At 74.2% G+C, this 13,715-nt stretch carries 12 protein-coding genes and 1 pseudogene; 8 read left to right on the top strand and 5 right to left on the bottom strand.

What is annotated here, in order from left to right:
• From JQT67_RS13110 to JQT67_RS13100, 3 genes and pseudogenes are all read left to right on the top strand, one after another.
• A pseudogene (locus tag JQT67_RS13110) lies at positions 1-1,209 on the top strand (hypothetical protein); the annotation flags it as partial.
• The gene (locus tag JQT67_RS13105; RefSeq protein WP_208065186.1) at positions 1,206-1,790 is read left to right on the top strand and encodes a hypothetical protein; all 585 of its coding nucleotides are present in this window, start codon (positions 1,206-1,208) and stop codon (positions 1,788-1,790) included. The pseudogene JQT67_RS13110 and the gene JQT67_RS13105, both read left to right, overlap by 4 nt.
• Positions 1,791-1,850: 60 nt before the next feature.
• Positions 1,851-2,516: a dihydrofolate reductase family protein gene (locus tag JQT67_RS13100; protein ID WP_208065185.1), complete on the top strand. Its 666-nt coding sequence runs from the start codon at positions 1,851-1,853 to the stop codon at positions 2,514-2,516.
• 6 nt (positions 2,517-2,522) lie between these two features.
• Here JQT67_RS13100 and JQT67_RS13095 read toward each other — a convergent pair whose 3' ends face one another.
• Complete coding sequence (locus tag JQT67_RS13095) at positions 2,523-3,131, bottom strand: uridine kinase (RefSeq protein ID WP_021009620.1); 609 nt, start codon at positions 3,129-3,131, stop codon at positions 2,523-2,525.
• A 90-nt stretch (positions 3,132-3,221) separates the two neighbouring features.
• Between JQT67_RS13095 and JQT67_RS13090 the strand changes: the two genes are divergently transcribed.
• The 3 genes from JQT67_RS13090 to JQT67_RS13080 are packed head-to-tail and all read left to right on the top strand — an operon-like array spanning position 3,222 to position 6,048.
• Positions 3,222-3,899: a response regulator transcription factor gene (locus JQT67_RS13090; protein ID WP_021009621.1), complete on the top strand. Its 678-nt coding sequence runs from the start codon at positions 3,222-3,224 to the stop codon at positions 3,897-3,899.
• On the top strand, positions 3,892-5,241 hold the full coding sequence (locus JQT67_RS13085) for a cell wall metabolism sensor histidine kinase WalK (protein WP_208065184.1): 1,350 nt from the start codon (positions 3,892-3,894) through the stop codon (positions 5,239-5,241). Before JQT67_RS13090 ends, JQT67_RS13085 begins: the two co-directional genes overlap by 8 nt.
• 57 nt (positions 5,242-5,298) lie before the next feature.
• On the top strand, positions 5,299-6,048 hold the full coding sequence (locus JQT67_RS13080) for a hypothetical protein (RefSeq protein ID WP_208065183.1): 750 nt from the start codon (positions 5,299-5,301) through the stop codon (positions 6,046-6,048).
• A 57-nt stretch (positions 6,049-6,105) separates the two neighbouring features.
• On the opposite strand, the gene JQT67_RS13075 is transcribed toward JQT67_RS13080, so the two are convergent.
• The 3 genes from JQT67_RS13075 to JQT67_RS13065 form a co-directional block, all read right to left on the bottom strand.
• Entirely contained in the window at positions 6,106-6,870 is a 765-nt protein-coding gene (locus JQT67_RS13075) for an alpha/beta fold hydrolase (protein WP_307864344.1), read from the bottom strand.
• Positions 6,871-6,958: 88 nt separating this feature from the next.
• The gene (locus JQT67_RS13070; protein WP_208065182.1) at positions 6,959-7,447 is read right to left on the bottom strand and encodes an Hsp20/alpha crystallin family protein; all 489 of its coding nucleotides are present in this window, start codon (positions 7,445-7,447) and stop codon (positions 6,959-6,961) included.
• 169 nt (positions 7,448-7,616) lie between these two features.
• A complete protein-coding gene (locus JQT67_RS13065) occupies positions 7,617-8,381 on the bottom strand; it encodes a hypothetical protein (protein WP_208065181.1) in 765 nt (254 codons plus the stop codon).
• A gap of 187 nt (positions 8,382-8,568) precedes the next feature.
• Here JQT67_RS13065 and JQT67_RS13060 point away from each other — a divergent pair, with 187 nt between their 5' ends.
• Together JQT67_RS13060 and JQT67_RS13055 are read left to right on the top strand one after the other, a co-directional pair.
• Positions 8,569-10,809, top strand: coding sequence for an AAA family ATPase (locus JQT67_RS13060; protein WP_307864343.1), 2,241 nt, complete (start codon positions 8,569-8,571; stop codon positions 10,807-10,809).
• A gap of 89 nt (positions 10,810-10,898) precedes the next feature.
• A complete protein-coding gene (locus JQT67_RS13055; RefSeq protein WP_307864342.1) occupies positions 10,899-12,344 on the top strand; it encodes a sugar porter family MFS transporter in 1,446 nt (481 codons plus the stop codon).
• 6 nt (positions 12,345-12,350) lie between these two features.
• On the opposite strand, the gene JQT67_RS13050 is transcribed toward JQT67_RS13055, so the two are convergent.
• Positions 12,351-13,670 carry a cytochrome P450 gene (locus JQT67_RS13050; protein ID WP_208065179.1) on the bottom strand — a complete coding sequence of 440 codons (1,320 nt, stop codon included), beginning with the start codon at positions 13,668-13,670 and terminating at the stop codon, positions 12,351-12,353.
• Positions 13,671-13,715 lie beyond the last annotated feature (45 nt).

Raw genomic sequence — 13,715 nt, 5'->3', positions numbered from 1 at the left:
CCGGCCGACGCCGCTGCGCGCGCGGCCGGCACGGGCCGCGCGCACGCCGTGCGTGCCGAGTCCGCGCCGGCGCGCGATGCGCTCGTGCCGACGACGGCGCTGCAGTCGCGCGCGGCCGAGCGCGAGCGCCGGCGCCGCGAGCGCGAGCTCCAGCTCGCCGTCGCGCCGCCCGCGTACGCGGTGCCGCTCACGCACCAGCCACCGCACCCCGCCGCCCCGCGGGTCGCCCCGTCCTTCCCGCCGCAGAGTGTCGACACTCTGCTGCCCGGGGGCGCCACAGCAGCAGAGTTCCGGCACTCTGCGCCGGCCGCCGCGGCGCTGCCCGGCTACGCGCCGCCTCCCGTTGGCGCTCCCTACGCCCCTCCGATCGGCTACGCGCTGCCCCACATGACGGCCGCGGCGCAGGCCGCTCCGCCGGTGTACGGCCCGCCCGGCTACGGACCGTCCGGCTACGGAGCGCCCGCCGCGCCGATGCACGCGGCCGGGTCCTACGCACCCGCCGGGCCGTACGCGATCGCGTCCTACCCGCCCCCGCTGCCACCGCGGCTGCCGTGGACGCGGCGGCAGACCGGCGCCGCCGTGCTGAGCTCGTGGCTCGGGCAGACGATCATGGCGCTCGCGACGCACTTCCTCGTCACCTACTTCTCGATCGTCGGCTTCGCGTGGCTGCTGCACGCCGCCGGCGAGCCGGTCGGCACGATCGAGGCCGACTCGCTCACCTCGATCGTCGCCCTGTGGACGACGCCCGATCGCGTGCTCGCGACAGCGATCATCGGCGCGCTCGTCGGCGGCGGGCTGCTCGCGCTCGGCGCGATCCTCAGCCGCCAGTGGGGGAAGGCAGCGGGGCTCGCGAAGCCGCACCGCTCGGCGTGGCTCGCGTGGCTGTGCACGACGGGCGCGACGGGGCTCTTCGGCTTCGCCTACTGGCCGGGCGCGATCGTCGTCGCGTTCGTCGCGACCGTCGCGAGCTCGTCGGCCTCGCTCACGCTCGGCTCGATGTGGGCGACGCTGTTCGGGCTCCTCGGGATGGCGGTCGTGCTGACCGGCGGGGTCGGGCTGCTGTTCGGCTGGCTGTTCCTGTCGACGTCGCGCCCGCGCGTCGATCCCCGCGCGATCGCCGCGGCGCAGGAGGCCGAGGCCGAGGCCGCCGCCCGCGCTCGCGACGAGGCGGAGCTGACGGAGGTGCGGCTGCGCGGAGCGCGCGCGTGAGCCGTGCCGCGGCCCGCTCGGAGCGCCCTGACGTGCTCGACGCAGCGCAGCGCGCGGCGGTGCGGTCGGCGGGCGCCGTCGGCCTCTCGCTCGTCGCGGCGGGCGCCTCGCTCGTCTGGGGCATGCTCGTGGCGGCGCTCGTCGTCATCGTGCTCCGCGCCGCGATCATCGACCTCTTCGACGGCGTCGAGTGGGGCCTCGCGGTCGTCGACTGGATCGAGCGGCTCGACGCCTCGTGGCTCGCGCCCGTCGTGCTCGTGCTCGTCGTGCTCGCGGTCGGCGCGGGCGCGCTCGGCTGCTGGCTCTCGACCCGCCGCATGCGGCAGGCGGGCGTCGTCGCGGCGGCAGCGGTGACCTTCCGCGGCACCGCGCTCGGCACGGCGCTGCAAGCGGGGCTCTCGACGCTCTCGAGCTGGCTCCTCGGGCTGCTGACGCTCCTGACCGGCACGCTCGGCTTCTGGCTCGTCGCCGGCATCTGGGTGCTCGCCTCGATCGCCGTCTCGACGCTCATCGGCTGGCTCGCCGGGCCGCGCACGTGGCTCGCGATCGCGCGCCGCGAGGCGCGGCGGGCCGCGGAGTAGGTCCTTGCGCGCGCCCGCGCTCGCGAGCACCCTGGTCGGCGAGGATCACGGGAGGCACGGATGCGACTGGTCGCGCACGAGTTCATGACCCTCGACGGCGTCATGCAGGGCCCCGGCGGCCGCGACGAGGACACCGAGGGCGGGTTCCGCTGGGGCGGCTGGGTCGCGCCGGGCTTCGACGAGGCGGTCGGCGAGGTCGTCAGCGGCTGGTTCGAGCGCACCGACGCCCTGCTCTTCGGCCGCCGCACCTACGACATGATGGCCGGCTACTGGCCGCAGGTCACCGACGACGGCGATCCCGTCGCGCAGCGGCTCAACACCGCGCCGAAGCACGTCGTCTCGACGACCCTGCGGCTCGATGAGGCCCCGTGGTCCGGCACCGCGTCGGTCATCGCCGACGACGTGCCCGAGCGCATCCGCGTCCTGAAGGCCACCGGCGAGGGCGAGCTGCAGGTGCACGGCTCCTGGCGGCTGCTGCAGACCCTCATCGCCGAGCGGCTGCTCGACGAGCTGCGCCTCATCGTCTTCCCGGTCGTGCTCGGCAGCGGCAAGCGCGTCTTCGACGGCGCGGATCGGCCGGCCGGGTTCGAGGTGGCGGATGCGCGGGTCGCGCCGAGCGGTGCCGTGGCGATGTCGCTCACCCCGGCGCCGTTCCGCACCGCGACCTACGAGGTCGTCGACGGCCGCGAGGTCATGGTCGACCAGGAGCGCGACGACCTCGACTGACGAGGCTCAGCGCGGGGCGGCTGCCCGCGCGAGCATGCGCCTGGCCGCGCGCACGCGCACGGGCCGGCAGCCCGCATCCGTCAGCCGTGCGACGATCGCCGGCTCGCGGCCGGCGAGGATGAGCCCGCGCTTGACGAGGAACGACGGGCTCTTGCGCCGCTCGCGCAGGTCGCGCGCGAAGCGCAGCGCCATGGTGAGCCAGCGCGAGCGGTGCACGCACAGCGCGTCGGCGAGGATGCCGCGGCGCTCGGCCTCCGCGACCACCTCCGCGACGAAGACGCCCTCGGCGACGAAGAGCGTCGCGCCGTCGAGCGCGACGGGATGCTCGCCCACGCTCGCGCTGCGCGAGATGTCGTAGACGGGCGCGGTCGTGCTGCCCGTGCGGGCGAGCTGCTCGAGCGCGTCGATCGCGCGCTCGCGGTGCCACGAGCCGGGGTGGTCCCAATCGACCTCGCCCGTCTCGAGCCGCGGGAGCTCGGGGTCGTCGCCCTCGCGGTAGAAGTCGTCGAGCCGCAGCACCGGGAGCCCGGATCGCTCGGCGATGCGCGACTTGCCGGAGCCGGAGGCGCCGCCGATGAGGACGACCCGCGCGAGGGGCTCGGCGGCGGCTGGCATGGGCTCCATCTTCTCACGGCGAGGAGTGGCAGGCGCCGGGTGCGCGTGCCGTTCAGGCCTGCGTCAGCGGCGAGCCGCCATGCTCGACGCATGCGCGTGCTGCTGGTCGACGACGAGGTGCGCCTCGCCGACGGCGTGCGCCGCGGGCTGCAGGCCGAGGGCATGACGGTCGACCTCGCCCACGACGGCGTCGACGGGCTGTGGCGCGCGCGGGAGTTCGCCTACGACGTCGTGCTGCTCGACGTGATGATGCCGGGGATGAGCGGCTACCGCGTCTGCCAGGCGATGCGCGCGGAGGGGATCTGGACCCCCGTGCTCTTCCTCACCGCGAAGGACGGCGAGTGGGACGAGGTCGAGGGGCTCGACACCGGCGGCGACGACTGGCTCGTGAAGCCCTTCTCGTTCCCCGTGCTCGTCGCCCGCATCCGCGCCCTCGCGCGCCGCGGCGGCCGGGAGCGGCCCGTCGTGCTCGAGGCCGGCGACCTGCGGCTCGATCCCGCGGCGCGCACCGTGCACCGCGGCGACGAGCGGCTCGAGCTGAGCGCCCGCGAGCTCGCGGTGCTCGAGCTGCTCATGCGCAGGCGCGGCGAGGTCGTGACGAAGCGCGAGCTGCTCGACGACGTGTGGTCGGAGGACTTCGAGGGCGACCCGAACATCGTCGAGGTGTACGTCGGCCGGCTCCGCCGGAAGGTCGACCGGCCCTTCGGGCGCGCCGCGATCCAGACGGTGCGCGCCGCGGGCTACCGGCTGGCGGCCGACGGTGGCTGAGCGCGCGCGCGAGCGGCCGACCCGCCGGCGCGCGTCGATCCGGCTGCGCATCACCGCCGCCGCGGTCGCGATCGTCGCCGTCGCGCTCGGCCTCGGCGCAGCGACGCTCGTCTGGACCCTCGAGCGCATGCTGCAGGCATCCGTCGCCGCGCAGCTCGCCGACGAGCTCGACGCGCTCGCGCAGGGCATCGACGACGGCACGATCCAGACCGCGGCCCTCGTGCAGCGCGACGACGACGTGCTCGTCGCGCTGCGCTCGCCGACCGGCGTGGTCGTCAACGCCGACGCGGCGGCGACCCTGCCCGTGCCGTCCGGCGGCGAGGCGCTGACCGCCGAGGCCGACGGCGAGCGCCACGTCGTGGTGGCGACCGAGGCCGAGGCCGGCACCATCGTCGTCGCCCGTTCCCTCGCGCCCGTCGACGAGGCGGTGCGCTCGACGACCGCGCTGCTCGCCGTCGCAGTGCCGCTCGCGCTCATCCTCGTCGCGACCGTCGTCTGGATCGTCGTCGATCGCGCGCTCGCGCACGTCGACCGTATGCGCGCCCAGGTGGACGAGATCGACGCGACGGGGCTCGACCGCCGCATCGGGATGACGAGCCGCGGCGATGAGCTCGACCGGCTCGCCGCGACGATGAACCGCATGCTCGACCGCGTCGAGGCCGATGCGCGATCCCGCCAGCGCTTCGTGTCGGACGCGTCGCACGAGCTGCGCTCGCCGCTCGCGTCCATGCGGCAGTTCGCCGAGCTCGCGCGAGCGCATCCCGAGGCCGTGCGGCCCGACGAGCTGACCGACGTCGTGCTGCAGGAAGGCGAGCGGATGCATGGCATCGTCGAGGCGCTGCTGCTGCTCGCCCGGCTCGACGAGCGCGCCGCCGCGAGCGGTCAGCGGCAGCCGGTCGACCTCGACGACCTCGCGCTCGCGGAGCTCGCTCGCGTGCGCGCGCTCGGCCGCGCGGCGGACGGCGCCGCGGTGCGGGCCGCGCCGGTCGAGGGCGACGCGCGCCTGCTCGGCCTCGCGTGCCGCAACCTCGTCGACAACGCGCTGCGGCATGCGCGCGAGCGCATCGTGCTCGGCTCCGTCGTGCGCGACGGCCGAGCCATGCTCTGGGTCGACGACGACGGTGCCGGCGTGCCGGCTGCAGAGCGCGAGCACGTGTTCGAGCGCTTCGTGCGGCTCGACGAGGCGAGAGCGCGCGACGACGGCGGCTCGGGGCTCGGACTCGCGATCGTGCGGCAGGTGGCGCGCAGCCACGGCGGCGACGCCTGGGTCACGAGCGCACCGCTCGGCGGCGCGCGGTTCGTGCTCGAGCTGCCGGCAGCGCCCGAGCCGCGCGGCGCCTGAAGCGGCGTTCAGCATCGTTCAGTCGTGCGTCAGCGCCCCGCGAGGAGGGTGGAGCCCATGAACGAGCAGCAGCACCCCGAAGACCGACCCGACGCCATCGGCGCAGACGACCCGACGCCGCGTCACCCCGACCCGGCGGCCGACGCGAGCGCTCCGGACGCGAGCAGCACCGAGCGCCTCGATGCGGCGCCCGAGCCCGCCGAGCGGCGGCGCGGTCGCGGCATCCTCCGACCGATCCTCATCGGCTCGGCCGCGGCCGCGGTCGTGCTCGGCGTCGCCGGCGTCGGCCTCTCGATCGCCGATGCGTTCGACGACGACGATGACGCGGCGCCCACTCCTTCCGCGTCCGCGTCCGCGGACCCCGGCGACGACCGCGGCGGCGACGACTTCGCGGTCGTGGGCGGCACGGTGCCGACGGAGCCCGACGACCTGGTCGCGGCGATCGAGGCCGCGGTCACCGCCGCGGGCGGCGGCGATGCGACGAGCGTCGAGGTCGAGCGCGACGGCTGGAAGGTCGACATCCGGCTGGCCGACGGCAGCGAGGTCGAGGTGCGCGTGCCGCTCAGCGGCGACCCGGTCGTGCGCGCGGACGACGACGGCGACGACTCGAGCGACGTGCCGCTCGACCCGTCGCGGATCGCGGCGATCAGCGACGCGGCGATCGCGGCGGCCGGAGGCGGCGTCGTCGTCTCGATCGAGACGGAGGACGACGCCGACGTGCGCTTCGAGGTCGAGGTCGAGCTCGGCGGCGAGGACGTCGACGTCGAGCTCGCGGAGGATCTCTCGGTCATCTCGGCCGACCGCTGACCCCGCCCTGCGCCCGGCGAGCCGAACGCTCGCCGGGCGCAGTCGCGCACCGGCGGGTCAGCTCGCGTCGACGAAGCGGGCGAGCACCTCGGTGAACACCTGCGGCTGCTCGGAGTGCACCCAGTGGCCCGCGCCCTTGATCGTCACGCGGCGCACGTTCGGGAACCGCGCCTCCATCTGCGGCGCGAACTCGTCGCGCACGTAGCCCGAGTCGGCACCGGCGACCCACAGCACGGGGCCCTCGTAGACGGCGTCGGTCTCGGGGAATCCGCGGAGCACGGCGAGGTCGCGGCGCAGCACCTCGAGGTTCGGCAGCCAGCGCCAGCCGTCGCCGTCGCGCTGCAGGCTCTGCAGCAGGAATCCGCGCACGCCGGGATCGGGCGCGGCCTCGGCGAGCGCCTCGCTCGCCTCCGAGCGCGAGCCGAGCCCGTCGAGGTCGATCGCGAGCATGCCGTCGATGTAGCGGGCGAACTCGTCGGTCGAGCGGTAGGCGACCGGGGAGACGTCGACGACGCACAGCCGCTCGACCTTCTCGGGGTGGCGCAAGGCCGCGAGCATCGCCGCCTTGCCGCCCATGGAGTGGCCGACGAGGGCCGTGGGCTCGTCGATCGCGCTCGCCACCGCATCCGCCATCTCGAGGTAGTCGAGGCGCTCGGTCCAGCCCGAACGACCGTGGTTGGGCATGTCGACGAGCGTGACGCGATGCCGGTCGGCGAGTGCCTTCGCGATCTGCGTCCAGTTCTTGCCCTGCCCGAAGAGCCCGTGGCAGAGCATGACGGGCGAGCCGTGCTCGCCGAGGTGGGTCAGGTGCAGGTCGGTCACGCCGCCACGCTATCGGCGCGGCCTGCGCGTGCGACAGGAGGGCGCGGCGACCGCCGGTGGCGGCGCCGCGCCTGTGGAGCGGCCCGGCTCAGCTCGTCGAGCCGGCGGTCGCGGTCGAGGACTCGCTCTCGCTCGAGCCCTGGCCCGTGCCGATCTGCGACTGCCCGCCGCCGCCGTGCTGCACCTCGATCTTGCGCGGCTTCGCGCGCTCGGCGACCGGGATCGTGAGGGTGAGCACGCCGTGCTCGTACGACGCCTCGATGCGGTCGAGGTCGACGTCGGTGCCGAGGCTCAGCTGGCGCATGTAGCGGCCGGCGGGTCGCTCCTGCGCGATCCACTGCCGCTGGTCGCCGCCGCCGATCGTGCGCTCGGCCTGGATCGTCAGCGTGCCGGCGTCGATGCCGAGGTCGATCGAGCCCGGGTCGATGCCCGGGAGGTCGACGTGCACGACGTAGTGATCGCCGGCGCGGTAGAGATCCATGGGCATCCAGCTCGATGCGGCCGCGGCGCCACCGCCGCCCAGCAGCCGAGCGGTCATCCTGTCCATCTCGCGGAACGGGTCGAAGGTCAGTGCCATTGACAACCACCTCCTCCACGTGCGGCCGTGCCCTGTGCGACGGCCGTCGGTGTCTTCGGCAGCTCCCTCGGGGACCGCCCCGAGGAGCGGCTCCATTCTAGCACTCGACCCAAGAGAGTGCTAACCCGTCGCTTCGAGATCGCTGGGACTCGAGGCCCGTCGCGGCGGGCTACCGGCGATCGCTCAGATCGAAGCCGGCGCGGTCGACGCGGCGGTGGAAGCGCATGCCCGCGAGCCCGCCGAGCGCCGCGCCGATGAGCGCCACGACCGCGACCACGACGGCCGAGATGATCGCCGCGAGCGTCGCCTGGTCCTCGGGGAGGGGCAGCGTCGGCATCGAGCCGGGCGGCAGGGCGAAGTTCTGCCCTGCCACGAGCCCGATCACCGCCGCGACGATCGCGATCACGACGGCCCACACCCACACGGCCACGCCCTGCTTGGCGCCGTTGAAGCGCGCCATGCGACCGGCGACGTAGCCGCCGCAGTAGTAGGCGACGAACCAGATGACGAGCAGGATGACGGCGCCCCAGATGCCGGCCGACTGCAGGTCCTGCTGCGCGCCCTCGACGACGTCGTCGACGGCGCGGCCGGAGAGCGAGGCGATGAGCGCGCCGATCGCCGCGGCGAGCGCGATGAGCAGCACGACCGCACCGGTCGCGGTGAGCCAGCCGAAGAACGCCGCGCCCACCTTGACGCCGCCGAAGCGCTCGCGCTCCCGCGCCACGACGGCCTCGCGGTCATGGCGCACGTCGGTGGCCAAGCGATCGTCGTGCCGGCGCTCCCTCACCTCTGCGGCACCGGAGCGCCCATCGTCGCGGCGCCGCTCGCGCGCGTCGGCGGCATCCGCGCGCCCGTCGTCGCCCGTCGCGGCGTCCCGAGCCGGTTCGTACGGACGGCTCCTCGGGGTGGAGTCGTCCGGGCCCTGAGCGGTCATGTCGAGCTCCTCACATCGGTCACGTCGTCGTGGTCGATCGGGGCGCCGTCGCGGCGGCCCGTACCTCAGTATCGGCGGCGGGGAGCGGTCCGACCGGTTTTCCTAGCCAACGTCCAGCATGCGTAGTAAAGTTGAGTCGATAGCACTCAAGTTTGAGATCGCTAGTCCAGGATCGATGGAGGAGCGGATGGCACGCATGGGCGGCATGATGCCGGGCCAGGAGGAGCAGCAGTCGGCGCTCGAGCAGTTCGGCACCGACCTCACCGAGATCGCCCGTTCGGGGCGGCTCGACCCCGTCATCGGGCGCGACGAGGAGATCCGGCGCATCAGCCAGGTGCTCTCGCGCCGCACGAAGAACAACCCAGTGCTCATCGGCGAGCCCGGCGTCGGGAAGACGGCCGTCGTCGAGGGCCTCGCGCAACGCATCGTCGCGGGCGACGTGCCCGAGAGCCTCAAGGGCAAGTCGCTCGTCGCGCTCGACGTCAACGCGATGATCGCGGGCAGCAAGTACCGCGGCGACTTCGAGGAGCGCATGAAGAACGTGCTCGCCGAGATCGCGAAGGCCGAGGGCCGGATCGTGACGTTCATCGACGAGCTGCACATCATCATGGGCGCCGGCGCGGCCGAGGGCAGCCAGGGCGCGAGCAACATGCTCAAGCCGATGCTCGCGCGCGGCGAGCTGCGCCTCATCGGCGCGACGACGCTCGACGAGTACCGCGAGTTCATCGAGAAGGACGCCGCGATGGAGCGGCGCTTCCAGCAGGTCTACGTCGGCGAGCCGAGCGTCGAGGACACCGTCGCGATCCTGCGCGGGCTCAAGGAGCGGTACGAGGCCCACCACAAGGTCACGATCGCCGACAGCGCGCTCGTCGCAGCCGCATCCCTCTCGAACCGCTACATCACCGCCCGGCAGCTGCCCGACAAGGCGATCGACCTCATCGACGAGGCGGCGAGCCGGCTGCGCATGGAGATCGACTCGGCGCCGACCGAGATCGACCAGCTGCGCCGCACCGTCGACCGCATGGAGATCGAGCGCCTCGCGCTCAAGCGCGAGCGCGACGACGCGTCGAAGGAGCGGCTCGCCGAGCTCGAGGCGACGCTCGCCGAGCGCCGCACCGAGCTCAAGGCGCTCGACGAGCGCTGGCAGACCGAGCGCGCGAGCCTCAACCGCATCGGCGGCCTGCGCGAGCAGCTCGACGAGCTGCGCGGCCGCGCGGAGCGCGCGCAGCGCGAGGGCGACCTCGAGCGCGCGTCGCGGCTGCTCTACGGCGAGATCCCGCAGGTCGAGCGGCAGCTCAAGCAGGCCGAGGCGCAGGCCGCCGAGTCGGGGGCGAGGATGGTCGGCGACCAGGTGACGGAGGACGACATCGCCTCGGTCGTCGCCGCGTGGACGGGCATCCCCGTCGGCCGGCTGCTGCAGGGCGAGACCGAGAAGCTGCTCGCGCTCGAGGACGAGCTCGCGCTCCGCGTCGTCGGCCAGCGCGAGGCCGTCTCGGCGGTGTCGGATGCCGTGCGCCGCAGCCGCGCGGGCGTCTCGAACCCCGACCAGCCCACCGGCTCGTTCCTGTTCCTCGGGCCGACCGGCGTCGGCAAGACCGAGCTCGCGAAGGCACTCGCCGAGCTGCTCTTCGACGACGAGAAGGCGCTCGTGCGCATCGACATGTCGGAGTACGGCGAGAAGCACTCCGTCGCGCGCCTCGTCGGCGCCCCTCCCGGCTACATCGGCTACGAGCAGGGCGGCCAGCTCACCGAGGCCGTGCGCCGCCGGCCCTACTCCGTCGTGCTCATGGACGAGGTCGAGAAGGCCCACCCCGAGGTCTTCGACCTGCTGCTGCAGGTGCTCGACGACGGCCGCCTGACCGACGGGCAGGGCCGCACGGTCGACTTCCGCAACACGATCCTCATCCTGACCTCCAACCTCGGCTCGACGTTCCTCACCGACCCGACCCTCTCGGCGCAGACGGCGCGCGAGCAGGTCATGGGCGCCGTGCGTGCCGCGTTCAAGCCCGAGTTCGTCAACCGGCTCGACGACATCGTCATCTTCGACGCGCTCACGCAGGAGGAGCTCGGCGAGATCGTCGGCATCCAGGTGCACGCGCTCGGCCGCCGCTTGCGCGAGCGGCGGCTGACGGTCGAGGTGACGGATGCGGCGAGGCAGTGGCTCGGGGAGCGCGGCTACGACCCCGTGTACGGCGCGCGCCCGCTGCGCAGGCTCATGCAGCGCGAGATCGACGATCGGCTGGCGCGGGCGCTGCTCGCGGGCGAGGTGCGCGACGGCGACCAGGTGGTCGTCGACGTCGCGCCCGGCGGCTCGGGCCTGTGGGTCGGCGCCGCCGGTGCGGAGCGGCCTGCGCAGTGGTCGTTCGATGCCGACACGGTCGACGACGTCGACGAGGTGATCGACGCGGAGCCGCTCGACGAGCCCTGACGGGTCGGGCGCAGGCGGATGCCGCGCGGGCACGCGCGCCACGGCAGAATCGAGCGGTTGCCCATCGCTCGAGGACCGGAGGACCCACCGTGGCCATCGCCCCGCCCAGCCCCGGCAGCGAGGCGGCGCTCCCGCCCCTGAGCGGCGGGCCCCACCGCGCCCGGCTCGGTGTCATCTCGATCGTCGCGTGCTTCGGCGGGCTGCTGTTCGGCTACGACACGGGCGTCATCAACGGGGCGCTGCAGCCGATGAGCGCCGAGCTCGGGCTCGAGGCGCTCACCGAGGGCATCGTGACGAGCTCGCTCGTCTTCGCGGCCGCCTTCGGTGCGCTGCTCGGCGGGCGCATCTCCGACGGGATCGGTCGACGCTCGACGCTGATCGCGCTCGCGGTGCTGTTCTTCGTCGGCACGCTCGTCGTCGCGCTCGCGCCCGGATTCGCCACGGTGGTCGTCGGTCGCGTGCTGCTCGGACTCGCGGTCGGCGGCGCCTCGACGGTCGTGCCGGTCTACCTCGCCGAGCTCGCGCCGTTCGAGATCCGCGGCTCGATCTCCGGCCGCAACGAGGTGGCGATCGTCTCGGGGCAGCTCGCGGCCTTCATCGTGAACGCGGTGCTCGGCAGCACCCTCGGGCACCTCGACGGCATCTGGCGCATCATGTTCGCGATCTGCGCGCTCCCCGCGATCGCGCTCTTCCTCGGCATGCTCCGCATGCCGGAGTCGCCGCGCTGGCTCGCCGAGCGCGGCCGGCGCGAGGAGGCGCTCGCGGTGCTGCGCTCGGTGCGCGCGGGCGAGCGCGCCGAGGCCGAGCTCGCGCACATCGAGGCCCGCCTCGACGCCGCCGCGGTCGCGCCGCGCGGCCGCGCGCGGCTCCGAGCGCTGCTCGCGGACCGCTGGCTGCGCCGCGTGCTGCTCGTCGGCGTCGGCGTCGGCGTCGCGCAGCAGCTCACCGGCATCAACGCGATCATGTACTACGGCACGAGCGTGCTCGAGGAGTCGGGCTTCGATCGCTCGGCGGCCCTCATCGCGAACATCGCGCCGGCGATCATCGCCGTCGTCGGCGGGCTCGTCGCGCTCCGGCTCATGGACCGCATCGACCGCCGCACGACTCTGCTGATCGGCTTCTCGCTCACGACGCTGTGCCATGCGCTCATCGGGATCGCTTCGGTCGCGCTCGAGCCGGGGGACCCCATCCGCCCCTTCGTGCTCCTCGCGCTCGTCGTCGCCTTCGTCGGCGCGATGCAGACGTTCCTCAACGTCGCGACCTGGGTCTACCTCTCCGAGATCTTCCCGCTGCGCGTGCGCGGGCTCTGCATCGGCATCGCGGTCTTCGCGCACTGGCTCGCGAACGGCGCGCTCGCGCTCGCCTTCCCGTCGCTGCTCGAGGCGGTCGGCATCACGGGCGCCTTCTTCCTCTTCGCCGCCGTCGGCGCGCTCGCGCTGTGGTTCATCGCGAGGCACGTGTTCGAGACGCGCGGCCGCTCGCTCGAGTCGCTCGAGGCCGACATCGCGAGCGGCGAGCTCTTCGCTCGCCGCTGACGCGGCTCAGTGGAACGGGCAGCGGCCACCGCTGCTGCCGCGGGGGCGCCGGTGGGCGCTCCGCACCACGCCGCCCGAGGCGGGCTTCGTCGGCATGCGCCGGCGGCTGACGTCGAGGCCCTCGCCGAGGATCGTCACGCGCGGATCGCTCAGCGCGGCGATCGCGCTCGAGAGCGTCGAGATGGTGACCTTCTCGCCGGGGCAGCGGTGACCGGTCGAGGGATGCCCGCCGCCCTGCGGCACGAAGGCGCCCATCGCCTCGATCTCCGCCCAGTCGTCGATGCCGACGAAGCGCTCGGGGTCGAACTCGCTCGCGCGCTCCCAGCTCGACTCGTCGAGGTCGGTGCCGAGCACGTCGAGCAGCAGCAGCGCGCCGGCGCTCACGCGCTCGCCGTCGAGCTCGACCTCATCGATCGCGCGGCCCGGCAGCATCGGCACGAACAGCGCCGTGCGACGCACCTCGTGCGCGAAGGCGGTCGCGAGCGGGCCGCCCGTCAGCCTGCCGCGCTCGGCGGTCTCGGCCGCGATCCGCTCGCGCCACTCGGGCCGCTCGTGGAGCGCCTTCGCGGCGAAGGCGACGAACCGGCACACCGCGATCGCGGGGCGGAACGAGTTCTGCAGCTCGATGCCCGCGAGTCGCGCGGGCAGCAGCTCACCTTCCGGGTCGCGGTGCCACGCCCACGCGTGGAGCGCGGTGCCGGCCGTCGCCTCGAGCTCGCCCGCCCGCACCGCCTCGATGAGCGCGCTCGCGTGCCGGTCCGACCACCAGCGGTTGGCCATCGTGAGCAGGAACTCGGGGGAGTAGGGCACGCCGAAGCCATCGACGATCTGCGCCTGCCGCCGCGCCCAGCGCGTCTTCGCGTCGGCCGTGCCCGGCAGTCCCGCCCAGCGCTGCATCGCGCGGCCGATCGCGCCGACCGCCGCGTCGTAGGCCGAGCGCTCGCCGCCGGCGATCCAGTCGGCGAGCTCCTCGCCCCACTCGCGCTCGAGGTGCGGCTCGAGCCGGCGCACCTCGGCGTCGTCGTAGGCGAGCCCGAGGAAGGTCTCCTTGCGGTGCCGGTGCGCGGCCGTGTCGAGCGAGTGCACCGAGCCGTGGCCGAAGAGCGACTCCTGGATCACCATCGGCATCGCCCCGTGCCGGCGCACCTTCGATTCGTCGTAGAAGAGCTCGACCGCCTCCGCGCCGCGCATGAAGAGCGCGTCGCTGCCGAGCGCCTGCGTGCGCACCGCACGGGCACCCGGCCGGGCGCGCTGCCAGATCGTCTCGCTCGTGTCGTAGCCGCGCGTGAGCAGCAGGATCGCGTCGTCGTTCAGCGGGTTGGCCATGCATCGGACGGTATCGAGCGCACCTGCGGGGGCCCTGCGCGAACG

The sequence above is a fragment of the Agrococcus sp. TF02-05 genome (assembly GCF_017565345.1).
In the GTDB taxonomy this organism is placed as follows: domain Bacteria; phylum Actinomycetota; class Actinomycetes; order Actinomycetales; family Microbacteriaceae; genus Agrococcus; species Agrococcus pavilionensis.
Note: the sequence above shows the minus strand (reverse complement) of the source record. Positions and strands in the feature narration are given on the sequence as shown.